The sequence below is a fragment of the Ruminiclostridium cellobioparum DSM 1351 = ATCC 15832 genome (genome assembly GCF_000621505.1).
In the GTDB taxonomy this organism is placed as follows: domain Bacteria; phylum Bacillota; class Clostridia; order Acetivibrionales; family DSM-1351; genus Ruminiclostridium; species Ruminiclostridium cellobioparum.
The window spans coordinates 135,274-160,908 of record NZ_JHYD01000001.1 but is presented as its reverse complement, the minus strand read 5'-3'; the positions used below and the strand labels follow the sequence as shown (position 1 = coordinate 160,908).

General features: G+C 44.0%; 17 protein-coding genes and 1 pseudogene. 4 read left to right on the top strand and 14 right to left on the bottom strand.

The features are described 5' to 3' along the window. Positions 1-27 precede the first annotated feature (27 nt). Positions 28-2,109 carry a beta-galactosidase gene (locus tag T344_RS0100725; protein WP_027627126.1) on the bottom strand — a complete coding sequence of 694 codons (2,082 nt, stop codon included), beginning with the start codon at positions 2,107-2,109 and terminating at the stop codon, positions 28-30. Positions 2,110-2,732: 623 nt separating this feature from the next. On the opposite strand from T344_RS0100725, the gene T344_RS0100720 reads away from it, so the two are divergent. From T344_RS0100720 to T344_RS0100705, 4 genes are all read left to right on the top strand, one after another. Continuing rightward, entirely contained in the window at positions 2,733-4,154 is a 1,422-nt protein-coding gene (locus T344_RS0100720) for a hypothetical protein (RefSeq protein WP_027627125.1), read from the top strand. 88 nt (positions 4,155-4,242) lie between these two features. After that, positions 4,243-6,087, top strand: coding sequence for a class I mannose-6-phosphate isomerase (locus T344_RS0100715; RefSeq protein WP_027627124.1), 1,845 nt, complete (start codon positions 4,243-4,245; stop codon positions 6,085-6,087). After that, positions 6,080-7,003: an ROK family protein gene (locus T344_RS27300; RefSeq protein ID WP_051571508.1), complete on the top strand. Its 924-nt coding sequence runs from the start codon at positions 6,080-6,082 to the stop codon at positions 7,001-7,003. The genes T344_RS0100715 and T344_RS27300 overlap by 8 nt, the downstream gene beginning before the upstream one ends. Positions 7,004-7,051: 48 nt before the next feature. Next, on the top strand, positions 7,052-7,921 hold the full coding sequence (locus T344_RS0100705; RefSeq protein ID WP_027627123.1) for a MurR/RpiR family transcriptional regulator: 870 nt from the start codon (positions 7,052-7,054) through the stop codon (positions 7,919-7,921). Positions 7,922-8,039: 118 nt separating this feature from the next. On the opposite strand, the gene T344_RS31850 is transcribed toward T344_RS0100705, so the two are convergent. From T344_RS31850 to T344_RS27290, 13 genes and pseudogenes are all read right to left on the bottom strand, one after another. Further along, positions 8,040-8,231 (bottom strand): hypothetical protein, encoded by a 192-nt coding sequence (locus tag T344_RS31850; protein WP_422784856.1) that lies wholly within the window; start codon positions 8,229-8,231, stop codon positions 8,040-8,042. 94 nt (positions 8,232-8,325) lie between these two features. Further along, positions 8,326-9,003: pseudogene (locus T344_RS31845) on the bottom strand (sensor histidine kinase); the annotation flags it as partial. A gap of 406 nt (positions 9,004-9,409) precedes the next feature. After that, positions 9,410-10,315 carry a dienelactone hydrolase family protein gene (locus tag T344_RS0100695; protein WP_004629711.1) on the bottom strand — a complete coding sequence of 302 codons (906 nt, stop codon included), beginning with the start codon at positions 10,313-10,315 and terminating at the stop codon, positions 9,410-9,412. Positions 10,316-10,331: 16 nt separating this feature from the next. Continuing rightward, positions 10,332-11,030 (bottom strand): flavin reductase family protein, encoded by a 699-nt coding sequence (locus T344_RS0100690; RefSeq protein ID WP_027627122.1) that lies wholly within the window; start codon positions 11,028-11,030, stop codon positions 10,332-10,334. A gap of 54 nt (positions 11,031-11,084) precedes the next feature. Next, positions 11,085-12,830 (bottom strand): glycoside hydrolase family 9 protein, encoded by a 1,746-nt coding sequence (locus tag T344_RS0100685; protein WP_084331035.1) that lies wholly within the window; start codon positions 12,828-12,830, stop codon positions 11,085-11,087. A gap of 271 nt (positions 12,831-13,101) precedes the next feature. Further along, complete coding sequence (locus T344_RS0100680) at positions 13,102-14,256, bottom strand: aldo/keto reductase (protein ID WP_027627120.1); 1,155 nt, start codon at positions 14,254-14,256, stop codon at positions 13,102-13,104. 391 nt (positions 14,257-14,647) lie between these two features. After that, on the bottom strand, positions 14,648-15,664 hold the full coding sequence (locus tag T344_RS0100675) for a dienelactone hydrolase family protein (RefSeq protein ID WP_027627119.1): 1,017 nt from the start codon (positions 15,662-15,664) through the stop codon (positions 14,648-14,650). Between the two features lie 115 nt (positions 15,665-15,779). Then, entirely contained in the window at positions 15,780-17,369 is a 1,590-nt protein-coding gene (locus tag T344_RS0100670) for a type 2 periplasmic-binding domain-containing protein (protein ID WP_027627118.1), read from the bottom strand. A 96-nt stretch (positions 17,370-17,465) separates the two neighbouring features. After that, the gene (locus tag T344_RS0100665) at positions 17,466-18,347 is read right to left on the bottom strand and encodes a carbohydrate ABC transporter permease (RefSeq protein ID WP_027627117.1); all 882 of its coding nucleotides are present in this window, start codon (positions 18,345-18,347) and stop codon (positions 17,466-17,468) included. Positions 18,348-18,398: 51 nt separating this feature from the next. Then, a complete protein-coding gene (locus T344_RS0100660; RefSeq protein WP_034860462.1) occupies positions 18,399-19,364 on the bottom strand; it encodes an ABC transporter permease in 966 nt (321 codons plus the stop codon). A 195-nt stretch (positions 19,365-19,559) separates the two neighbouring features. Continuing rightward, on the bottom strand, positions 19,560-21,143 hold the full coding sequence (locus T344_RS0100655) for a response regulator (protein ID WP_027627115.1): 1,584 nt from the start codon (positions 21,141-21,143) through the stop codon (positions 19,560-19,562). After that, positions 21,136-22,974 (bottom strand): cache domain-containing sensor histidine kinase, encoded by a 1,839-nt coding sequence (locus T344_RS0100650; protein ID WP_027627114.1) that lies wholly within the window; start codon positions 22,972-22,974, stop codon positions 21,136-21,138. The genes T344_RS0100655 and T344_RS0100650 overlap by 8 nt, the downstream gene beginning before the upstream one ends. A gap of 269 nt (positions 22,975-23,243) precedes the next feature. After that, positions 23,244-25,622: a glycoside hydrolase family 95 protein gene (locus T344_RS27290; RefSeq protein WP_051571504.1), complete on the bottom strand. Its 2,379-nt coding sequence runs from the start codon at positions 25,620-25,622 to the stop codon at positions 23,244-23,246. Between the last annotated feature and the right edge of the window lie 13 nt (positions 25,623-25,635).

The following is a 25,635-nucleotide window of genomic DNA, read 5'->3' as shown; positions in this document are numbered from 1 at the left end:
GGAAATTCATATTTATTATCCTGTTTATTATCTCGACCGGAAGACTTTTGCCGGTTTTGCCCCAGGACTGATGCTGCCGGATACATAGTCGTAAAGCTTATGATTTGTTGAAATAAAATGCCTTATCAGTTCATCGTAGGGCCGGTTGCATATGTCTATTACTCCATGCTGCATGCACTCGCCGTCAAAACGTCCCAGCAGAGGCTGATCATTCATTTCAAAATAATGAATTCCAATACAGTTTTTGTGATTCATAGCCCCCTGCATATAGTATTCGCACGCCCTGCCGCGCTCCTCCTGGGTTTCGGCGGCCAGCAGGCCGCAGGACAGAAGTCCCTTGTCGGCCCCTCCGATATGCCATTCCCCAACAATACAGGGCATGTCTGCAGAATCCGCCGCAATTTTCAGGCTGAGTACCGCCGAATCGAAATAACAGTTGAATGAAATAACCTCAAAGTATTCACTGCCTGCTATTTCATTCCTGCTGATTTCGCTGTACCGCATTCCCAGATTCATGTGATTGGGATCTACTCTGCGCAGGGCATCCCCCGGAACCTGTGAATATTTTTCTAGAAGCCTGGCCCTTAAAAATTTCATATCTTCCATGGCTTCAGCGCTGAAGCCGTCCGCATGGGAAAAGGGCTCATACAAGTCCTCAAATGCTCCGAAACTCCGGTTCCAGGCCCCATTCAATGCATCTATGGTACCGTATTTATTGCGCAGGATATCTATAAGCGCTGTTTTTGATGCCAGCCTTTGAGGATGGGCAAATACCCTCTCGGCAATATTGACCGAGGTCTGGAACTTCCATTCCGGTTCGTTGGTGATAAAGTATCCTATCATATACGGATTTCCCGCAAAAGGTGCCAGCTGTTTTTCGGCAAATAGCCTTGAACGCTCCTCATACTGCCGGGAGTATACATCCGGAAAGTCACGGAATACAAGTTCATCCGTGAGAGGAAAATCCTTGAGCGTCCACACGAAAGGAATCCTGGCTTGAGCAAGAAAGTCCATAACTCTTTCATCGCCGTAGTTATCTACACCGACACCGATGGTGTTGAAGCCCCACCTTTTCAGCCTGGCGCTGTTTATTTTCAGCCAGGCCTCCCACCATTTATCAGGGCCGAAAGCCCTGATCATGTTTGCACGTGCAAAGTTGAACATCTTTCTGTTTTTACCTGCCTCGGGACCGTTCCTCTTTGCGAATTCCGGTATCCTGTCGGCAGTGGTCCAGGCAGCTGTGTAAGTTTCATCCCCGGGATCAGGAAGCCAGGAAAACAGGTTTTCCATTTTATCCACAAAACCATGTACTCCCATTCTGCTGCCATAACACATACCGTTGCTGAAAAAAGCATACCCGTCAGGATCTGCAAGCCACCAGCGTTTACCGTCATAATGCGTATGAAAGAATCCGGTAGCATCAAACTTCAGTGCCTTCCAGCCGCCGTATACGCTCCAGCCTTCCGGGTAGCTGTTGTCCGTTTCGGAGCGTTTATATTCCTGCTGAAGATATTCCACCATTTCTTCCACACTGCCTGTTTTTGAACTCCAGCTTTTTTGAATCCATTGCCCCATTTCATCCACCATCGGCTGGCCTATGACCTTCATATCGGGAAGGGCATCGGAAAGATATGCCTCAAAAATGGTGATACTGTTGAAAATACGGCTGTAGCCAGGATGGAAATACAGCTCCACAGCGTTCATTTCAGTAATGGTACATGGCTTGCAGCTGACCCTTGCCTTCAGCATTCCCGGTAAGGTCAACAGGAAAAAGCGCCTGGACTGAAGTGCTTCAAGGTCCACAACCAGCTTCACCCTTCTTGTAGGAAGCATTTCATAATTGATATACCCCGTTTCCTCTCCTTCAGCCGGTTTGGCCTTTTCAAAGCGAAAATCCAGAAGCATCTGGGAATCCATGTCCGCAAGCATGTCAACAATAAAGTACCGGTAATTCCCCCAGCTGACATCTCCCATTTCAGCAGTTTCGCCCTCAAGCCTCAGCCTGATGAAACCGTCGGCATCGGGCTCAATAACCCGCAAATCCCCGCCATTGAGTTCTGTCCCCTGCAGTAAACGGAATTTTTTTAAATCAATATTCTGTTTATTCATTTCAAGCCTCCTGATTTAATAATTGAAGTAACTTTACACTGCCCAACTCAAATTTTACTGTTCCTTTTATTACGAAATATATCGCATTTTAAATTAAAATTCAAGATAATTTGTTTCGCATTTAAAAATACTTTCTGATATTTTGTTTCATATTTTTCATTTATGTTTCCCATAATATACTTATGTAAAATTTTAGAAAACCGTTAATACGTGGGCTTTTGACCTAAATATTATTCTTATATAATTTATAATTTCCGAAATTATTTTCATCATTATTATTTTTTTTCGAAAATACTATTGACGCTTTTTGGTGTTAAATATATAATTGTGATAACGGGAATATAAGCCTTAAGTGGGCAGCTGCCCTGAACATGTTATCTTAAGGTCATTCTTACTACTAATTAGGAGTAACGGTGGAAAGACTTTTAGTCGGAAAAGCCGGTATCATCTGCCCGTTTGCCGGGCAAACAAACAGCTGGTGCATTAAATAAATTAACCCCATAAAAAAGTATAAAATGCTTTTGTTGTCCGCATATTTGGGGATAATAGAGGAGTTAACAAATTTCATTACAATTTGTTGCCGCTATTGCGGCTTAAAGCCATAGCATGGCTTGGAGGTTAACATGCAACTAATACCAAAAACAGGACTATTGCTGATTGCTACGTCCCGCTTCCGTGAACTTGGCAAAGGCCTTGCGCAGGGCGATTATGGTTTACGAAAGGAAGCAGAAGCAGATCAATATGTAAAGGAGCTTGAGAAATTCAGTAAGGTATCGTTCCCCGGCATAGTTTATACCCGTGAGGATATTGAGACTGCCATACAATTTTTTCAGTCCGAAAAAGTTGATTGGGTTTTTGCACTGTTTCTTTCCTGGTCAGAGGATTTTGCCTGGGTACGGTTTTTGCGGGATATGGTGCCTGTACCTGTCTTCTTTGGCTGCAAAACCAGAGACAGTATTTCATTCACCGATACCGCCGATGAATCGGACTTTGTAGAATTCCTTTCGGCCGGAGGGCTTGTAGGTACCCTTGAAGCATCCGGCTCAATAAAACGTTTCGGCCGGCCTATGCTGGTCACATCCATCGGGCAAACAGATGAGCTCATGCTTGCCGCAAGACATTTTTCACAGGCTGCCGCAGTCCGCACTGCTCTCCGGAATATCAGCTTCGGTTTGCTGGCCTCGTATAATGAAGTCATGTGGTCAACCTATGTAGATCCTTATAATTTTTTCATGAAAGCCGGTCCGGAGCTCAGATTTCTTTCTGTTGCCGGTCTGACGAAAGAAATCGGCACAATTGACAGCCAACTTGTACATAATACCCGTAACATTTTAGAGAAACAGTATCAGGTTTTGCCTGACATTGACGTCGAAAAATTCAATGCCTCCATCCGCGCCTCCCTGGCTGTTGAGAGCATGGCGCGCAAGGCAGGTGTGAGCATGGTGGTGCTCAACGACGTGGACCCCGTTCTATTGACCGAGGTAGGCCTCCGTCCCGGATTTTTGCCATGCCCTGGCACCGACGACGTTGCGGTCGTACCTGAAGGGGATTTGGGAGGAGGCCTGGCAGTTTATATTTTAAAAAAGCTATCCGGGAAACCGGTCAGCTTTATTGAACCTTTTCATATTGATATGAAAAAGGACTGCTTTGCAGGAGGCCACGCAGGACCAAACGATTATACCGATCCTTCCGGCAGTGTGAGAATTGCCAGAGATGTCAGGTTCGCAAAAACAAACTACAAACATGCCGGGGCTCCCTTTGCCTGGTATGTGATTCCCCCGGGACTGAAAACAATGCTTCATGTCTCGGAATGCAGCGGCCGTTTTAAAATGGTATGTACCTTGGTGAAGGCCTTGCCCTGCGAGCATTTTATCACATCCTATTCCCACGGCCTTTTCCGTCCTGCGGCCGGCACGGTACAGGAACTGTTTCAAAGGCTTGTAAGTATTGGAGTTACTCAACACTACGGTATAGTCTCCGGTGACTACACCCGTGAATTGTCATATTTGGCACAGTTGCTGGATTTTGATTTCGAAATTCTATAATTCTGGTGTCATCTGATAAATGTATGAAGCTCAATTAAGAATCATATAAGAATCATAATTAAAATAAAAAATAGTGAGGTGCCCGATAATGAGTTTTATGTTTAATCCATACCCATATGATGATCCAAATGCCGTCAATCATATTTCCTTTAATTCTGAATTGAAAAGCAGCATCACTCCTGATTCACCTGCATCGGCCAAAAAGCTGGCCGCACAGGTCAAGGATATGCTTTCGGGGTCCCCCCGCTGCATTATAGGCCTTGATGGTTATATGAGTGCACCTATGGACAGTTTCAAAGGACTTCTTTCGCTTCAGCTGGCTCTTAATGGTATCCAGGTCGATACGCTATCCACTGGAACACTCTTTCTGGACAGCGATACGCTTTACGAGAAATTTCTTCCCTACCTGCCCGAGGACAGGGAAACCGACCCTGTCCTGCTCTACGGTTCCCGTTATGAGGAAGGTTATGAAAGCCTGATGCAGCAGAAAGAAATTGAAAAGCTGTCTGCCAGGCTAAAGGAGTTTTCCGAAAAAGGAAAAGGCGTACTTGTCATATACGGTTACGGAGCACTTATAGATGCTCTCCGCCCCTTTTACAATCTTAAGCTTTACATCGATATGACCCAAAAGCGTACTATTTTGAATATCCGTGCCGGAGCCTTCTCCAATCTTGGTTCAACCAGGCAGATGACGATAAATCATATTCTCCGCCGCAGTTATTACATAGATTTTGAAGTAGCGGCAGAACTGCGCGGACAATTGATACGCAATAATGAAATCGACTATTATCTGACCGGTGACAATCCCGATAAGATAAAAATGCTTCCGGTCAATACTTTGAAAGCACTTTTCGATACCATGGTCAGCTATCCTCTCCGCTGCCGTCCGGTTTATCTTGAAGGTGTATGGGGGGGGTTCTATATAAAGCGCCTGCGCAACCTGCCGGAGGATATGAAAAATTGCGCATGGGTTTTCGATTTGATTCCTATGGAAGTCTCCATTGCTGCCGACATTGATACAATGGAGCTGGAATTTCCCTTCTACTGTTTTGTGCAGGTAATCGGTACAAAGCTCATGGGTGAAAAATCCGCAAAAAAATTCAACGGTTATTTCCCTGTCAGGTTTAACTATGACGACACCTACCATTCCAGCGGAAACATGTCAATCCAGGTTCATCCCAACGGCGATTACATAAAAGGGAATAACGAACTTGGACGCCAGGATGAAAGCTATTACATGGTCGTTACCGGCCAGGAGGCAAAAACCTACTGCGGTTTCCGCCAAAATGCAGATGTGGAGGAATTCATCGAAAAAGCCAGACGTGCCGAAAAATACGGAGAAGGCTTTGATCATGACGAATATGTGTACTCCGAACCGTCGGTTGCGGGACAGCAGTTCCTGATACCTGCCGGCACCATACATGCTTCGGGACGCAACCAGGTCATCCTGGAGATCGGCAGCTTGACAATTGGTTCCTATACTTATAAAATGTATGATTATATGAGAAAAGACCTGGACGGTAATCTTCGGCCCATTCACACATACCACGGTGACAAGGTATTGCGCAGAGACTTCAAGGAAAGCTGGGTCAGGGAAAACCTTATCCAGAAGCCCCGTGTCATCCGCGAAGGGAATGGATATGAGGAAACAGTTGTCGGAGAACATGAGCTTCTGTATTTCAGCTTGAGAAACGTAAGGTTTTTTGAGAAATATGAGGATGAAACTACCGACAGATTCCATGTCCTGGTGCTTGTTGAGGGCGAAAAGTGCCTGATCCGGTCACTGACCGATCCTGGCCGCTTTTTTGAACAGAATTATCTTGATATGGTTATCATCCCTGCCGGTTTCGGACCTTATGAGGTTATAAATAAAGGTGTCGGCAAGGTTACAATACACAAAACCCTGTTGAAGGACGGCTTTGAAAATGAGTAAATCCGATGCATGTGTTCTTTCCATAGACGCAGGAGGAACCTTTTTAAAAGCCGCGCTTGTTAAAGGTGACGGAACCCTTGTAGAAAACAGCTTTCTCCGGGTGCCTGTCAATTCAGCCGGAAGTGCCGGCGCTATCAGCACCTCTTACAGGCAGCTGGCGGTTCTTGGTCTGGCAAAAGCCCGGGAGAACAATCTTAATCTAACGGCGGTGGGTGTATGCATTCCCGGTCCCTTTGACTATGTTGAAGGAAAGAGTCTGATGACCCATAAGTATGCCTCTGTAAAAGGCTTGCCAATGCGTCCATGGCTGCAGGAAAGCCTTGGTGATATTCCTGTCTGCTTTCTTCACGATTCACATGCCTTTTTACTTGGAGCACTGTGGAACAGCACGGTTTATGGAGCAGAGAGAACTGCAGGCGTTATAATCGGCACAGGTTTAGGATTTGCTTCCATGCTGAACGGCAGAATATATGCAAACCTGCAGAACGGGCCGGGTATCAGTATATTTTCAAGGCCTTACAAAGGCCGGACCAGCGAAGACCATGTTTCGCGCCGGGCCATACTGTCCCGCTATTGCGAGCTGACAGGCTGCACTCCGGATACCCTTGATGTAGTTGATATTGCAGGGCTGGCATACCAGGGGCAGGCTGAAGCTCAACTGGTTTTTAAAGAGCTGGGACAGCATCTTTCTGAAATAATACATGATATCCTGCGTGACAACCATTTTAAAGGCCTGCTTCTGGGAGGGGCCATTTCGAAATCTGCCGGTTTGTTTCTTCCCCAGCTCAAAAATGGCCTGTCCGATCTGCCGCAGCTGCGTTACATTGCAGCTGCAGACGATATTGATATGGCACCGGTATTTGGAGCAGCCCGTGCGGCACTTTTTCCGCTCCATTACCAGTATGAATTGACATAAATAATAACAGCATTAATAACAGTATTTTAGTTTTAAGGAGGAAGCCTTATGTCCAGCTGTTGCCTGCGTCTTAAGGAGCTGATGAATTCCTTTGCTCCCAAGGAGCAGAAAATCGCAAAGTTTATACTTGATTTTCCCGGCGAAGTTGTAAATATGTCCATAGAGGAGTTGGCCGATGCTTGCGGCACCAGTATGTCCTCGGTTGTCAGGCTCTGCAAGTCTGCCAATTATTCAGGCTATAAGGAGCTCTGCCGTATGCTGTTCACAGACCTGGCCCTTGAGCAGCAGGAGGTCACACCCTACAATGACGTAAGGCCCGGTGATTCCACCGAATCCATCGTGCAAAGCGTTTGCAGCAGCAATATCAAATCCATTGAAAATACCAGGGCATTTCTGGATATCGAAATTCTTGACCGCGCCATAGATGCGATAAGTGCTGCAAAGCGTGTGGACTTTTACGGTGTGGGCACCTCCGGAATCATAGCAATGGATGCTCATAATAAATTTGTACGTATTCATAAGCTCTCCATGTCCAGTTCCGATCCCCACGATCAGCTTTTATGCGCTACCAGCCTTCAAAAAGGAGATGTGGCAGTACTTATTTCGTATAGCGGTGATACAAAGGATATCCTTGAAACAGCCGAAGTAATACGGAAAACAGACGCAATATTAATAAGCATCACCTGTTACAGCAAGAATCCTCTCAGCCAGAAAGCCGACATCAGCCTGTATTCCTCGTCTTCCGAGACATTGATCCGCAGCGGTGTAATGGGGCAGAGAATCGGACAGCTTACAATTATTGATATTTTGTACACTGCTGTGGTAAGCCGGCTTTACGGCTCTGTAAAAATCCATCTGGATGAAACAAGGCTGCTCTCGGCACGGAAGCATCTCCATGGAGGCAACCAATACCAGTAATCGCATCAGTAAGCTTCAGTCAAGCACCTGATTAAGGGCTGCTCAAAAAGTACAAACCTGAAATTTTTATGGTTTACCACAATTTCAGGTTTGTACTTTTAATATAGCTTCCCTTTTATCAAAGTTGTACCCTCAGCCCAGACTTAAAGACATACCTGTAATTGAGCGCCGTTGCCATTATTTCGGCAAGAACCGCCCCGAAAATGCCGTAAAGAATGCCTTCTATCCCGCTTTGCAGCATCAGATCCCATTTTGCGGCTCCAAGCAGTTTTGTGACAGCCAGTGAATATCCGTTGTTCTTGATGTTCATGGAGATGGAATTTACCAGTATCAGAATACCTGCCATAACCAATACGACGATCATGCACGCGCTCCATAATACCGTTAAGGCCGAAGGACTTGTGAATATCCGCACAGCCCGAACCGTTATCCTCAATGACAAGTTCAACACCGTCTTCCCTGCAGTGAATGGAAATCTGTATCGAGCTTGCGCTGCCGTGCCGGATGCTGTTGGTTATTCCCTCGCGTATGGCCTTATGTATGACCTCTTTGACATGACCGGGGGCCTTATCCGCCTCACTGTCATAATCCAGGCCGATCCTAACAAGGCCCAGTTCGTCGAATTTTTGAATAATACGCTGGATTTCTTGGCGCAGGTTGATGTTTTTATCCAGTTCCCTCAAGCTATATACGCTGCTTCGCAGGTTTGTGACGCACTCCTTGAGGAGATTCTCAATCTCGTCGAGCTGTTTGTCCTTTTCTTCCTGGCTTTTGCCCTGAATTGCTTTTAAATATTGTACGTTCATCACTACCGCCATGAGGGAGTGTCCGAGTGAATCATGAAGTTCCTGTGATATGCTGCCCCTTTCCTTCGCAAGGAGATATTCCCGTTCCTGAAAAGAGTATTCGATCAGATTGGCATTAAGAACCTTCAGCCGTTCCCGTTCCCATTTGAAATAGTGTATCCAGGCAAAAATGAGTAATATCAGGGCATAGCAGACAAACACCACAATGATGTCTGAAAAACCGTGCCTGAAAATTTCATGCTCCGTCACAAAAACGGCGTAGCCCTCCGCGCCCATAAATCCGGCGAAATGGAATGCCACCAGTGCCTTCGGTACTTTGCCTTTTTGTATGGTGAAAATATCGTGGAGCAGGAAGAAGTAATATATCTGGACCAGGTCGGCTCTTCTTGCTGTAAAGAACAATAAGCACAGAGTAATGGACAGAATTAAAAAGGCGGCAGAATGTCTGCCGACAAACGGCAGGCACAGCCTTCCAATATCAAGCAGAATCAGCAGGGTTACAATTACAAATAAAAGTACAAATAACGGTGAGTTCTGCGGTAGGACAGCGCTTATCCCCACCGCCGCCCAGACAAGCAGAACAAACCGGGCCGCCAGATAAAGCATTTTCATATTTAAAATTTTTTGCAGAAACTTTATCATATCAAAAGGGGTTTTCATAATATTTTCATCTCTAAAATCTCTACAGCCATTTCTTTAAAAATTCCAGAGCGTAAGTCCTCATCTCCTGTGTTTCATAGTGTCCCACCGGGTACTTTTTCAACTCAAAACATTCACTGCTGTTATCATTCAGGTATATTTCCCTCAATTCCTCATTGACTGAATCCAAACCCTTATGAGGAGTGATCCTGTCAAAGATTCCATTCATGCTCAAGTGGGGTCTGGGGCAAATGAGAGCATTTATCCGGGCAGTTGAAAAGTATTTCAGCAGACCGGGCACATAATAATATACACCGTGCTTGTCAATGCCCTGGGTTTCGATCAATGAGTTATACTCGGTCATACTGCAGATGTCAACGCATACCTTGATCCTTTCATCCACAGCCGAAAGCCACCATGCCTTGTTTCCGCCCATGGACATACCCAGTGTGGCAATACGCCCGGTATCCACATCAGGTCTTGTAAAGAGGTAGTCAATGGCTCTCATGCTGTCATAAACCATCATTCCCCACATTACCCGCCCTTTCCAGAGCATTTCCTTGAATATCTCGGTTTCAGTTCTTCCCCTTCTATCTCCAAAAGCCCATTCATCTATGCAAAGTACCGAAAAACCGCATTCGGCAAGGTCATTTGCATATGAAGCCCTGTTCAGGTAGGGTGCACCGTTTATCAGCTCCTGCCTGCCTACATCATAATGTCCTCCATGGGAATGATTGAATATTACTACGGGAGTTTTTTCTCCTGCCTTTTTTGGAGTTATAAAATAAGCGGGTACCGGCTCAATACCGTTCAGGTCCAATATGAGATTTTCCAAATGGAATTTTTCTCTTTCCTCCCTGGAAATCAGCCTTGAATTCACAGGAGCCCGCCTGTCGGGCAAGTCCCCCAACAAACCGTATAGTTTTGCTCTGTCCTCGGTCCTGCTCATATTTCCCTCACCTTAATTATATTGAATGATTATTTTTCTTTTTTCCTGCTGCTTTATATTTTCCGGATACCGGCCTGGGTTTTCTATTTGTTGACTTCAAATTTTCCGAGGGCTTTTTACCGGCTGTAATATTCTGATTTCTTTTCAAGTTCTTCCGCCTGGTCACAGAGTATCCAAAATAGCCCAAAGAAGCCCCCAGAGGGTAGTACTCTCCATGGGAATAGCATATGAGCTCCGCTTTATGAAGATCTAATTTTCCGTTTTCATCCAGAAGCTTTTCGTCCACATTGGTGGCTACCACTTCGGCCAGGAACAAATCATGTGAACCCAGCTCCATAACCTGCCTGACTATGCACTCAAGGTTTACAGGACATTCCCTTATTAATGGAACCTCAACTTTGGAAGCTCTTTCGGGTGTCAGCTTCATTTCTGCAAATTTATCAACATCCTTCCCCGATTTTACACCGCAGAAATCTGTAGCAAAAGTCAGATTCCTCGTGGGAAGATTTATAACAAATTGTCCTTTTTGTTTAATCAATTCATAGGAATATCTTTGTTTCCTCACTGATATAGATACCATGGGCGGATCGGAATTTATTGTTCCCGCCCACGCAAGAGTAATAATATTAGGTTTTCCATCACTGTCTGAACAGGATACCATGACCACAGGCACCGGATTCAGCATGGTGGAAGGCTTCCATATCTGTTTAGCCAAAAAAACCGCCTCCTATCAGCTATATTAATTTAATGTGCTGTGCTAATTGGTTAATCAGCCCTGCATCTGCCTGGATGACATAAATGAAAATACAAAAATCGCAGCCGAATTCCAATAGGTTGCAACTTCATTAGAGGAATAGGAGTTCATATCGTCTATGTAACACTGTGCCGGAGCTTTTCCCGACAGCTTTGACCTGGACACATCGTCCTCCAGCGCAGAATCGGGACCTCCCACCAGCAGTCCCGGAACCGGTTCGGCCACACCGTCTCCCACCGATGGTCTGTGGTGGGGCTGCATGACCTTTTTACTGCCGTAGCCTGTAATATAACTTTGATTCATGGTATTTCTGCCAAGAAAATAATGAACGCAGTTCGCTGCCATTTCGGTGTATTTTTCATTATTGCTCAATTTATCGGCAATTAATAAATGTATGGCATGATTGGCCACATTCATATTGCTTCCCCAGGTGTATTCCATTTTATGCATTGCCAGCAGGTAGCCGTCTTTTTCAGCAGTACTGACGAACATATCGGCTTTTTCAAGCCACGCTTTTTTTATTTCTTCAGCCTTTTGGGAATCAATTGTACTCTGATCTGAAAACAAATATGATATGGCTGCAAAACCGCTTACACTCTGCCACCCCAGTCCAAAGCCCTCAGTTCCGTAGTTTGCCTTAAAATAGTCATTGTACTTTTTATCCCCTGTCGCTCTAAGCAGCTCGGCTGCCGCCCAGGCTTTTTCATCCTTGCCTGAGCTGTCGCCGTATTCTCCTGACGTAACATCCTGAGGATTTTTATATTGAACAAAATCCTTGTTCGTTTCCAGCCAGTTCCAGGCCTTTAATGAAGCAATCAGGCACTGTTGTGAAAAAGCGGAGTCAAAGTCCTTAAATATTCTTGAAGCCATAGCTGTTACGGCAGCAAAATCTGCCGTGGCAGTGGTTGATACCGGCATGACCAGAAGCTCATCCACATCGGTATCCGGCATGGCAGTCAAATCGGGAAAGTTTCTGGAGGTAACCTTGTGGTACACTCCGCCGGTCTGCTTATCCTGCATTTTCAGCATCCATGTCATACCGTATTTTACTTCATCCAAAATATCCGGTATATTGTTGGTGCTCTCAGGTATATTGTATTTGTTTTCAAAGCTTTGAGGATAAAACTCATAGGCCAGCATAAGATCGGCAGCCGTCACGGCAGCAGGCACCACATATCTGCCGTAATCCCCGGCATCATGCCAGCCGCCGCTGACATCTATTTCGGTTTCCTCGTTCCCATACAGCCTGGCCCTGCCTGTGTGGCAGGATGCATGGGCATATTCCCCTGCATATTTTGAGTCCAATGCCATTCCACACCTTTGATAATATAAGGCTTTTACCATTGCCTCATTTACTTTTGAAAACAGATTACCGTCACCTATTTTAAAGTCATAGGATTTTCCAAGGCCTTCAACCGAAATATAGTAACTGCCAACGGTTTTTAACTCTGAAAAATCAGCATAGGAGACGGTATCACCGCTGGATTCATCATTTACCTTGCCGGTTGTATCCTTGGATAAAACAACCTTGCCGGTTGCAGTTTCTATTACCTTGAATTTTTTGTCAAAGCCTTTTATGATTGCAATTTTTTTATCATCAATTTTATAACCGACCTGATTTACAAGTATATTTTCACTTAATTCCTCGGAATTAGCCGTCCCATTTCCGGCTGCTGAAGAGAGGCCTGTTTCTCCGGCTCCTGCATTGGTTGGCAGGGTACTGTCCGCCGGCTTTGTCTTTGAGGTGCATGATGCTGTCATAAATATTAGACTCCCGGTTAATGTAATAGTAACTATTCTTTTCAATAAATTCATATGTACACTCTACTTTCAGACTTATTTTAAGAAAATACTCCTTCAATTATATAGCATTTTTAATGTAAATTTATTAACTTTTTATTAATATGCTTTCAAGTAAATATGCCATATATCCGTATATAACTAAATATTATACCATATAAGCCAAATACTGCTAATGAATTTTTGTGCACAAAAAAAGCCCTACGTTAACATAAGGCTTTTTTAATACGGCTTATCCCAGTGTAGCGTGAACCCTGGGCATCCACTCGCTTATGGGTATTTTCTGAGGACAGTTTTCTTCACAGACTCTGCACTGAACACATTCGCTGGCGTGATTCTCCTTGTTGAAGAAATTGCTGTAAGAAAATCTTGCTCCCTTTAAATCTTCATGAATTACACTCTCATTGTACAGTGCAAAATTCTTTGGAATGTTTACGTTATTGGGACATGGCATGCAATAGGCACATGCGGTACACGGTATGGCCGCCCTTTGAGCATACCTGTCTATTACCCTACAGACAATGCCCAGGTCAGTTTTATCCAGGGTTCCGACACCGGATTTGCCGGCAGATACAATATTTTCTTCAACCTGCTGCATAGTGCTCATACCGCTTAATACAACCGAAACCTCTGGCTGATTCCAGAGCCATTGCAAAGCCCAGTCTGCTCCGGATTGATTTTTTCCGTTCTCATCAAGAATGGCCTTGATATCTTTTGGGGGATTAGCCAATTTACCGCCTAAAAGAGGTTCCATTATTACAACTGCAATCCCTTTTTCCGCCGCATATTTTAACCCTTTTTGACCTGCCTGGTTTTCAATGTCGAGGTAATTGTACTGTATCTGGCAGAAGTCCCACTTATCGTATCCATCTATTATTTCAATGAATGCTGAACCTTCATCGTGGAAGGAAAACCCGAGATATTTGATTTTTCCGGCCTTTTTAGCGGCTTCAGCCCTTTTGATAATATCAAACTTTAATATGACGTTATTCCAGGAATTCCTTGAAAGAGAATGAAGCAGATAAAAGTCTATGTGATCAGTCTGAAGTTTTTCAAGCTGCTCGTCAAGTAATCTGTCAAAATCTTCAGGCTTTTTAATTAACCAGGTAGGGGATTTTGTAGCCAGTTTTACTTTTTCCCTGTAGCCGTCTTTCAGTGCCTTACCTGTTACTATTTCGCTGAAGCCATCGTGATAAACATATGCCGTATCAATATAATTAACTCCCTTATCAATGGCGTAGCGCATCATTCTTATTGCTTCAGCCTCATCAATTTTGTTCTGCGGCTTGTCGCCGGCTGTTTCAACTTCCCTGGTGGGTAAACGCATTGCTCCGAAACCAAGGGCAGATACCTTAAAATCCAGACTTCCGAAATTTCTGTACTGCATAATCATGCCTCCTGTAATAAATCTTATTTTTGTCCTGCGAGTCAAAATTTTACCAGGTAGAGTATATGTATTTTGTTACGTATCAAGCAACCCATACATTTTTTTATTGCCGTCTATGAACGGCATCAGCTGTCTCAGCTGATTATAACCGGGTTATAGCAGTCCCCGCCTCCAACAGGCCGCGGGAACTGTTTTACCTGTACCCCTGTGTTATAAATAAAGTGTATACCTTAGAGTGCACTTTAATGCAATAGTTTTTTGTTAAATGAAAAGGTAAATTCTTGATTGAGTAAAAGCTAAAGTAAATTCTGCATTGCAGTACCAGTCTGCATGATGAAAGCTCCGCGGGACTGCACGGAGCTCTGGACAAAAAGCCGGAGGTCGGGTTATTTTAAAGCCATTTCCCAAAAAAGTCATATGATTTAGCCCCGGATATCTCATGTACGCCCTTGAAAAAGTCGTGGTCAAGCTTATCTTCCGACTCAAGCAAACGATAAACCTTTCCTATCTGCTCATAAGATTCCCGCGTCACCTTTATGGGGAAAATGGGATCCTCTGTTCCGGACTCTATAAGTAAAGGCTTCGGAGCGATTAAACCCAATATGTCGGGCAATTCGGCATGCTTTAGGACTCCGGGGATAAAATTATCCACACAATGGTATACGGACATTATGCTGTTCTTGAAGGTATTTGTATAACCGCTGACTACCGTGGCCCTTATGCGGTCGTCAAGAGCACTGGCAAACCCTGCTACCAGTCCCCCTCCCGAAATACCCATACACCCGATCCTTTTTATATCCACATCATCGCATGACTCCAGGTAGTCTATGGCGCAAATGGCGTCATAAATCCTGGAAGCAGCCATTGTACTGCCCATCATCAGCAAATTTGTCGATATATTGTAGCAGGAGTTATCCGCCCGCTTTTCCTTATCCGCTTTTAGCCTGCGTTCACCAAATCCCAGGAATTCAGGAGCAATTACCAGAAAGCCCCTCTTAACCAATTCTACCGGAAACTTTTTTTGATAACCGGGATCCCCTGTATTATCCGTTCCGTCCAGATTCAGTCCCAGCATTTCGTTGCATCCGCGGCCATGACCATGGCAGGCCAGCACTGCGGGCATTTTCCGGGATTTCTTTTTTGGAATCAATACATACGAGGGAACCGGAAGTAAATCATCCATCTGATAGGTTATCTTCTGCATCCAGTAATCCTCATATTCCCTTTTCTCCATAACAGCAGTTTTCAGAGGACCCCTCCTTTCCGGGAAACCACCCAGGTCATGCACTAAAGCGTCCCTTAGTCCAATTCTCCATTTTTCCCACTCATTCCTGTTCCGGGCCTGAAACCTGAACTCAGGCATGATATTTTCATATTGCTGCTGCAAATAGCTCTCTACACTTCTCATCCTCATTATTCTCATTATCCTCATTTCCAAATTGTCGGTATAGTATACACTTACAATACATTATCAGCCAACCGGCATATGCAAAACGGTTGGCTGATAATGACCCTGATAAAGCTTAATTAAAGCGCGACTTGATTTGATTGTATTTGTTTGTCATCCAGGTCTCAAGCTTTACCAGCCCCATAGATTCGAAATTCTTAATCATAGTATCGTATACTTTGTTGAATTCCTCCTCTGACTTTGCACTGATCAGCTTGACCGTCTGCGTTTTTTCATAGTCAACGACTTTGGAATATATGGCCGTTTCCTCTATGTTATCAGTCGGTACGAGGAAACTATAAACAGGCTTGAAATCCTTAATTTTTTCCTTGCTCAGCCTTAACCACTGTGTCCTTTCATTTTCACTGTAGTTCCAGACGCCTTCCGGTTTGGAGGTGACAGCAAAGGACCATGCCATGTTTCCGACCTTTTGTACCATGTTTGTATAATCTCCGGCCAGTTCAGCCATCTTCGGAGTGAGTTCGGGATAACCGTCGGAGGTAAGTGTATAATGCTCTCCTTCAACACCCCATACGCAAAGCTTCTGACCTTCATCACTTCTGAGGAACTGTTCGAGCTTGATTGCCCTGTCCGGAGCTTTGCAGTTTTTGGTTATATAAAGTCCTGCCCAGCCTATGCCGTCGTTAACAGTGCCAGCCTCTTCGGTGAGCATTTTGTTCAATATGGCCATTTTATAAGGCGCGCCTGCCTGTTCAAAAGCCTTATTGGCTTCGGCGTACAAATCTGCCGAACGTGCTGCGCTAAAGGTCTTGCCGTTATTGACGGCCTGCTGGAAATCTTCATATTTATAAATCAAAGATTCGGCCTCTATATACCCGTCACGGTACAATTTATTCATGTATTTATATGCATTTATATAATTCGGATCTCTGGCCTGGAACTTTATTGCCCCGTTTTCTTCAAATATCTCACTTTCTCCCGACTTGATACCAAACAACATCTTGAAATACCTTTCGCCGTATTGATCAGGTCCCAGAGCCAGAGCATTCATATCAGGGTGTTTGGCCTTTACCATGCCGAGTACTTTTTCATAATCCGCCAAAGTATTTATGGCCGGGTTGCCAAGTTCCTGGAGTATATCCTGCCGGACAGCAAGCGTGGGAGATCCCGGAGAAGCTACAAGCCTCGGATTGTCTGCTCTCCATTCCTCAGGAGTGGAGTAATTGTTTTTGATAGTATAAAACTTTCCGTCCTCTACCGTATTATTTGCTATTACCTCGGGTTCAACAACAAAATCTTTTGCATATTTTTCTATCAGTTCATTATAAGAATAGCTTTGCTTTATCAGCATTGGATCGAGCTTTTTTGTACCGTTGTAAACCAGGTCGGGCAAATCATTTGAGCTGATCAATATGGCAAGTTGGTTGTCCTGCTCTGCCGCTTTGGTGACCTCAAGCTTTACACCTGTTCTTTTTGTGATCTCGTCGTCTACCGGCCTGCCGCCGAAAGAGTCAACCCAATACCAATCCATGTTGACGAATATCGATAATGTGATGGGCTCGAGCTGAGTGCTGCCTGCATCTGCTGAATTTGTTTCTCCCGCCGTATTGGCAGTCTGGTTCCCGGTCTGTGACCCGCATGCCGTCATAACCATTGAAAGGACAATAAGCAACGGTAATACGGTTGAAAACATCCTGATTTTCATTATGACACCTCCAATTAATATTTTGTTATATATACCCTTTAATATAGCCTTGATTTTCCTAGGATTTCAAAGCTATTTAAATTCTATCCGGAAAACTCACTCCTTTACCGACCCAAGCATTATACCTTTCACAAAATACTTCTGCAGGAATGGGTAAGACAAAAGGATAGGCACCGTCGATACGATAATTACAGCAGATTGAATGGATCTGGTGGTCACGCTGGTAGTGCTCCTGAAAGCGCTTTGCAGGTCTCCCATATTGGATGCCTGGCTCCTGTTTATGATCTCCATCATAAGATAGGACATCGTTCTAAGACCCGGCTTTGACACAAAATATGCGGAATCTATCCATGAATTCCAGTGGTTTACCGCAGTGAACAGAACAGCGGTAGCCAAAACGGGTTTGGAAATGGGCAGGATAATCTGCAGGAATATCCTGAGGTCATTGGCTCCGTCTATATATGCCGATTCCCTGAGTGAAGGAGATATTTCATTGAAAAACGATATCATTATTAAAACCAGAAATGAGTTCAGCAATAATGGTATGATATATACCCAAACGGTATTTGTAATGCCGAGTGATTTCAGCAGTACATAGTAAGGAATCAATCCCCCGGAAAAATACATTGAAAAAATTATAATTGAATAATAGAACTTTCTGAATACCAGAGTTTTATGTGAAAGTCCGTATGCCACGATACTCGTGAAAAATACCGACAATATGGTACCGACTACCGTTCTGAATACAGAAACTCCCAGTGCGTTTATCCACTTGCTGTCGGACAGGATCTTTTCATAATTTTCGAAAGTCAGCACCCTCGGGAAAAAATATATACCGCCTCTTGAAGCATCGATACCCGAGTTGAGAGATATTATAAGTATGTAGTAAAACGGGTAGATGGTCAAAAAAGTTAGCAGTGTAAGAAATGTATAGTTAATGATTTTAAAAATCCTATCTTCGTTTTTGATGTTTTTCATATGGCGATGATCCTTTCTGAATAATTCGTCATCCTGGTTTCTGACGGAAATTTAATACAGACCCGTCCCGGATAGTTTTTTGATTATAAAATTGCTGCCGAATATCATGACAACGGAAATTACCGACTGAAGCATTCCTACCGCAGCGGCATACGAATATCTGAGCTGCACCAGACCCACCTTCAGTATATGGGTCTGCAGTATTTCTGAAGCTTCCCTGTTCAGATTGTTTCCAAGCAGCAGTGACTGCTCGAAATTGGAACCGGACATGCCGCCGCCCAACAGATTTCCAAGAGTCAGTATAAGTACTACACAGATAGTGCCCTGTATTCCCGGCAGAGTCACGTACCTGATCTTTTGCAGCCTGGATGCTCCGTCTATCTGCGCGGCCTCATATATGCTCGGGTCTATCCCCACTATTGCGGCGATAAATATGATGGCCCACCATCCAAATTCTTTCCATGCGTCGGATATAACGGCCAACGGCCAGAATTTGGACGGATCGGTCAGAAACGGAAGGGACTTGTCGATAATATTCAAGGATTTAAGGGCACTGTTAATTACTCCATCATTGGAAAAAAACGAGAATACCAGCCCGTAGACAACCACCCATGAAATAAAGTGCGGCAGGTAGCTTGCCGTTTGAACAACCTTTTTATACTTGAGGGGTCCGACCTCGCTTATCATGATCGCAAAAATTATCGGAACAGGGAAGGTAAAAATAACTTTTAATATGCTTATCCCAAAAGTATTCCTGATGATCATTCCGCTGTCGACTTCAGTAAAAAATTCCATAAAATACTTCAAGCCGACCCAGGGGCTGGTGAAAAAGCCTTTTACCCCGTCGGTAAGAACATAATCCTTAAAAGCTATTATTAACCCGATCATGGGTATATAGCTGAACACAAACAGGAATAGTATTCCGATGAGAACAAATGCTTGAAGATACGCCTGTTTTTTAAAACTGTTCCACAAATGATTTGCATGCTTTTTGCCGGTAAGCGAATTATTGATCATTGACTCAAAACCCTCCTGATACGTTGTTTCGTTTGTGACAAGTTTATTTTAAACAAAACCGGCGAGTAAGTTAACTGATAAATTATTGATTGAAGGTGTATTTATTATTGACAATAAAAAATGCGGCGTTTTACTCGTCGCATCAGCCCTGTATCCAGGGTATCCATATTGAGAATAAGGACTTCGTCCCACTGCTTATTCCCGGCTCCGGCTTGCCGATAAGCGGTCCCTGTACTCGGCAAAAGTAATGCCCTCATACTTAAGGAATTGTCTGTAAAAATACTCTGTGTGCTTGAAGCCTGCTTTCTCAATAATCTCATATACCTTCAAATCGCTTTCCCTGTATAACTTTTTGGCTTTTTCTATCCTTTTTGTATTTAAATATTGAGAAAAGTACAAGCCGGTCTTTTCCTTAAAAAGCTGACCAAGGTAGGCGGAATTGACGTAAAATTTCCCGGCAACGGAAAACAAGCTTATATCCTCCGCATAATTTTCATCAATATATTTCAAAACATTGTCAATCACACTGACAGTATTTCTTGACCTTAGTTCCATGATATAGTGCATTGTTTTCCTGCAGTTGTCCAGTATCCATTCATTTATGGTGTTCAGATCGCCGCATATGATTTCTATTTCACTTGCCGGATCACAGCCGAATACCTTGCTGGCATCCCCGCTGTAATTCTGTATCAGGAAGGACAGTTCAAACATAATATTTATGATTACCGATCTGATGATATCCACTCCCAACCCTCTGGAAACTATGCCGTCTATAAGGTTTTGAATTTGCACCTTTATGGAGTCTTCATCCATATCTTCCACCGATTTTATAAAAATTCCTTTATTCCATTTCAGCGACCATAATTGCTGGTCGGCCCCGGCAAGATCCCGGTATGAAAATATATTGTTATGCTTATCGGTGATTTTTCTTTCCAATGCGCGCAATGCCTCTCGTCTGCACAAAAATATATTCTCCGGTCCGGCCTTTTCAGTTCCAAGCCCAATAACAGTTACTGCACCGGTTTGTTTTTCGATTGAAACTGAAATTGCCGTCAAATGACCGCGCAATTCACCTTCATTTGAGCCCGGACTACCAGCCGTCAGAATGCCAATGGCGCCGTTAATATCCTCATACGTATATCCCAGGTGTTTTTCCGCCGCATAGCTTTCAACCATATCCCTGATTTGGGATTCTGTATTTTCAAAGCTGGCCTTACTTGCCGAGGAATGGTTTTCAATGCTTATAACCGCAACATTATATGCAGCGCCGGCAAGATTTACATTATACCTCTCCAATTCACTAATTATCTGCCCGGCATTAGACGGCCCGCTGACTAATTCATACAACAGCTTATCCTTGATTATTTTTTGCTTTTCACACTCTTCCCTGTTCAAACTGGCCTGTTTGTCAAGCAGTTCAAGTACATATCGCAGTTGTTCCAGAAGTTCCTCAGGAATGACAGGCTTTAAAAGATATGCCTTAACATCGTATTCGATAGCTTTTCTGGCATATTCAAAATCTCCGTATCCGCTGACTATAATAACCTTTATATTGGGATCATATTGTTTTATCTGTCCGGATAATTCCAGCCCATCCATGGCCGGCATCCTGATGTCGGTTATAACAAGGTCGGTATGCCGGTTTTTTATTATTTCCATTGCTTCCCTTCCGTTTCCGGCAAGACCGATCACATTAAAGTTGTATTTTCTCCAATCGATTATTTTGGATATTCCTTCGCAAATAATGGACTCATCGTCAACGATCAAAACGTCATACATGAACAAAACCACCTTTATCGGAATTCATGGGAATCTTAACTATAACTGTTGTTCCAACGCCTGGAATACTTGATATTCTGAGGCCATACTCCTCACCGTAGTAAAGCTTCAGCCTCTGGTTGATATTACAGAGCCCGATGCTTTTCCGGTCTCCTGTATTTTTCACAATATCATTTCCGCTTTCAATGCTTACACAAATTGTATTGAGTAGATCTGGCTTGATGCCAAGGCCATTGTCCTCAATAACAATTTCCAGAGCATCCTCCGCCGGCCGGGTGTATAAATGCAGCAAGCCCGGACTCTCTTTAAGTTCCAGTCCATGATAAATGGAGTTTTCAACAATTGGCTGTACTACGAATTTGGGTATGCCAATATTATAGAAATTTTGATCTATGTCTATTTTGAATTCGATCTTGTCTTTATGCCTGAACTTTTGTATTTTTATATAATCCCAGACAAAATCCATCTCCGATTTCAGGGTTGTTATGCCGCTTCCCCATTCTATGCTTCTTCTGAGCATCTTGGAAAAGCTTCTGATTATTTCACAAGTCTCTATATCGCCTTTATTCAGCAAATTCATACTTATTGATTCCATAGTGTTAAACACAAAATGAGGGTTTATCTGGCTCTGCAATGCATGCAGTTCGGCTTTTTTCTTCTCAAGCTCAAGATCCTTTATTTTTATATTTGACAAATACACCTCTGAAATCAATATATTTATCCTGTCTATCATATCTTTAAAGCTTCGTGACAACTCGCCTATTTCATCCTCTCCTTCGCAATCCATAACAACTTCCAGTGAATTATTCACATGCAGATTGCTTCTCAGATTGATCATGGAACTTGCCAGATTTCTTAATCTTCCGGTCAATTTGTACGAAAACAGAATTATCAGGATAATCGTTATCATAACCGTTATCAGGCATATAATCAGGCTGTATAGAACCGTTCTGTTGATATCCTGCATTATCACTTCGGAAGAAACAACTGAAACCAGTTTCCATCCGCGTAATACACCTTTACTTGCCAAATCTCTTTCAATTTTAATAAATTCACTGCTTTCATAGCCGCTTACATTGCTCTTAGCCGTTTGCCCGTCATAATTGAATACATCTCCGATGCCATACTCATCAACCGATTTGTTTATGGCCGACAGAGTAAAGATACGATTATCGCTGTTCAATAAAAAGATATCCTTGTTTTTCCCTTCATCTTTTATCAGGTCATTTATTTTTTCCAATGGAATCTCAATCCTCATGACGGTAACATATTTGTAGCCGTTATAACTGAGCATTCTTGAAACAGAAAAATATTTTTTACCGTTTTTACCTGTATAGGGCATGGAAATTGTGTTGGCTCCCATCGCATTGACAGAGTTTTTATACCATTCCTGAGCCTTAATACTGTCATTTGCGTACAGCACAACATTATTGTCAGGCACTATCGTATTATTAGTTGTAAAAAAAGATACTTTGACTGAATCAGGCATTACAAGCAGCACTCTGTTTACGTAAATCAAAATATTATCCATATAGTAATTCAAATAGTCTGAATTACTTTCATATTGTGTTGAGAGCATTTCCACAAGTTTTGATTCAGGCAGTATATTATCCGATACTTTGATATAGCTGCCAAATTCATTGACAATATTGGTTCTCACCTGATCGGTAGCTATTTCATTAATATGATTTATGTAATTTAAGACAGTATTTTTGGTGTTTGTAATGAAAAAACTTCCGATTATAAGTATTGGTAATATGATTGAAAAAAGATATGACAGCAAAAGCTTTTGACGCATTTTAACGTCATTAATTTTTGGCATGATAGGCATGATATAACTCCCTCTGATAACAACCGCGTTAGGTCATTGGTCATTAAAGGCCTGCACATATTGATTTCCATATATTCGGACTGCTGTGCAAATCCTGATTTTGTTAATTACTAATTATACCAGCTTGTACAGTTATGTCAATCAAAGAATTGTTTAAAAACATAAAAAAGCGGCATTAAAGTTTCCCCAAACTCTTAATGCCGCTTTTTTATGGGATGGTGCCCAAGACCGGAATGGAACCGCATCTATAACCTAATAATATCCTCCGTCTACAGAAAAGATGCATTTCTCCCGGATTGTGTCAAACTGTCCCGGTTGCCTGCTACCTCATACCATATTCCGGCTTCTGCATCAAATTCAATGGAAGTCTCCCTGTACCTTACTTTTACCCTGCAGGTTTCTAACGGTTTGATCTTTGCCAGTACCAGTTTTCCGGAGCTCCACTCCATATTCACTTCAAAGCCCCCCCTTGCCTTCAGACCGGTAACAGAACCCTTGTCCCATTCTTCCGGCAGGGCAGGAAGGAGCAGAATCTCATCGAGGTGGCTTTGCAGCAGCATTTCTGCAATACCGGCCACTGCTCCCAGATTGCCGTCAATCTGGAAAACCTCCAGTTCGCCTTCAGTTTCCCCCAGCGGAGGATGAAGTCCGAAGAGATTGTCATACATGGCGTGGGTGATGAACTGCCTGCAGTAGTCATATGCCTTTCCGCTCTCCCTCAGCCTTGCAAAAATCCCTATAAGCCATGCACAATTCCAGCCGATGTGACCGCTGCTGTTCTCCAGCCTCCTGTCTATCAGCCTTTTCACCGCCTGTACCAGCCCTGGCGTATCCTTCTGGTTTATCAGCGCAAAGGGGTGGAAGGCAACAACCGGCGCAAAATGCCTGTGACCGGCATCCACTTCCCTGAAATCCTCAATCCACTCCTGGAGCTGACCGTATCTGCCGATTTTGAATCCGGGCAGCAGCGGCAGCTTTTGGGCTAAAACCTCTGTAAATCCGTCATCCATGTGGAAACGCTCATTTGCTTCTATAATATTGCCGAACAGTTCCTTTATCAACGCCATATCCATGGTAGAGGAATAGCTGACGCTGCAGGGTCGGCCCTCTGAATCAAAAAAGCTGTTTTCCGGGGAAGTGGACGGACAGGTGTGCAATTTTCCATCCTCACCTTCTACCAGCCAGTCCAGGCAAAACTGCGCCGCACTTTTCATAACCGGGTAGCAGGTCTCAATGAGATATTCACTGTCCCGGGTAAAACGGTAATGTTCGTACAAATTGGCACAGAGCCATACACCTGCCATAGGCCAGTAGGCATATTTCGCCAGGCCTGAAACAGGAGCAGTCTGCCTCCAGATATCCACATTGTGATTCACCGCAAAACCTCTGCAGTGATTGGTCAGCTCAGCCGTTTTCACTCCGCTGTCCTTCAATTCCCTGACCATATCAATGAGCGGGGCTTCACAGTCGCTCAGATTGCAGACACCTGCCGGCCAATAATTCATTTCCACATTGATATTTGTTGTCCAGTTGCTGCTCCAGGCCGGCCTCATGTCCTCATTCCAGATTCCCTGGAGATTGGCGGGCTGGGAGCCTTCACGTGAACTTGCTGTCAGAAGATACCTGCCATAATTGAAGAGCAGACTGAACAAGCCGTTGTCCCTCTCCCCCCGTTTAAAACGCCGGATTCTCTCATCGGTGGGGAGCATGGCTCTTTCCTCATCTCCCAGCTGTAAACCAACACGGCCGTATAGACTGCGATGATCTGCAATATGCTCTTCCTTGAGAACAAGGTATCCCTTTTTCTCCGAAGCTGTTATCCGCTCTCTGCAACAGGATTCCAAAACCCGGTCATTAACTTCCAAGGGACTGTCATAACCCCTGTATCCGTTGGCCGTACTCAGCAGCAGCAAAACTCCGCTTGCATTCTCTATAGTTATTTTTCCTTCTTTTGTACTCACTTTCCCATGGTCCACAGCCGCCTTCAAATGAATATGAAATCTCATCCCCGGGCTTTCAGGATCATATACAACAGGATTCCGGCTGCTGACATAATTGGGTTCCACATGGGACGGAGCATTTCCATACAGTACCAGGCCATCTTCACCCTTCTCCTCCACTTTGCACTGCAGCCGGCTCTCCAGTCCCACCGTCAGATTGAGCTTTTGAGCCGACCGGCTGACAATTCTGACAGCCATGACATTTGCAGGATAAGAAATAAAAACTTCACTGCTTATCAATCTCCCGTGGGCCTGAAAAGAGGCCGAAGCTATGGCTGTCTCCAGGTCCAGCTCCCTGCGGTATTCAGTAAAATCCGCCACATCATTATAACTGATGTGCAGCGTTCCCAAAGGCATATAGGATTCATTCCAGCAGCCCAGCATATCCTGCTCCATCAGCTTCTCCGCTTCATGGTACTTCCTGCTGAAAATGAGACTGCGTACGCCGGACAATTGCCCGGCTGCTACGGGAACCTCTTTTACTCCGGGCACTCCGGACCATAATGTATCCGAATTAAGGCTGATACGCTCCCCGGGGCAGGAGCCGTAAACCATGGCTCCCATGTGCCCGTTTCCCAGGGGAAGAGCCTCTTTAAAAGCCCGGGCAGGCCTTTGATACCACAGTTTGGAATTAAGATTCAAGCTCATATATATTCTCCAT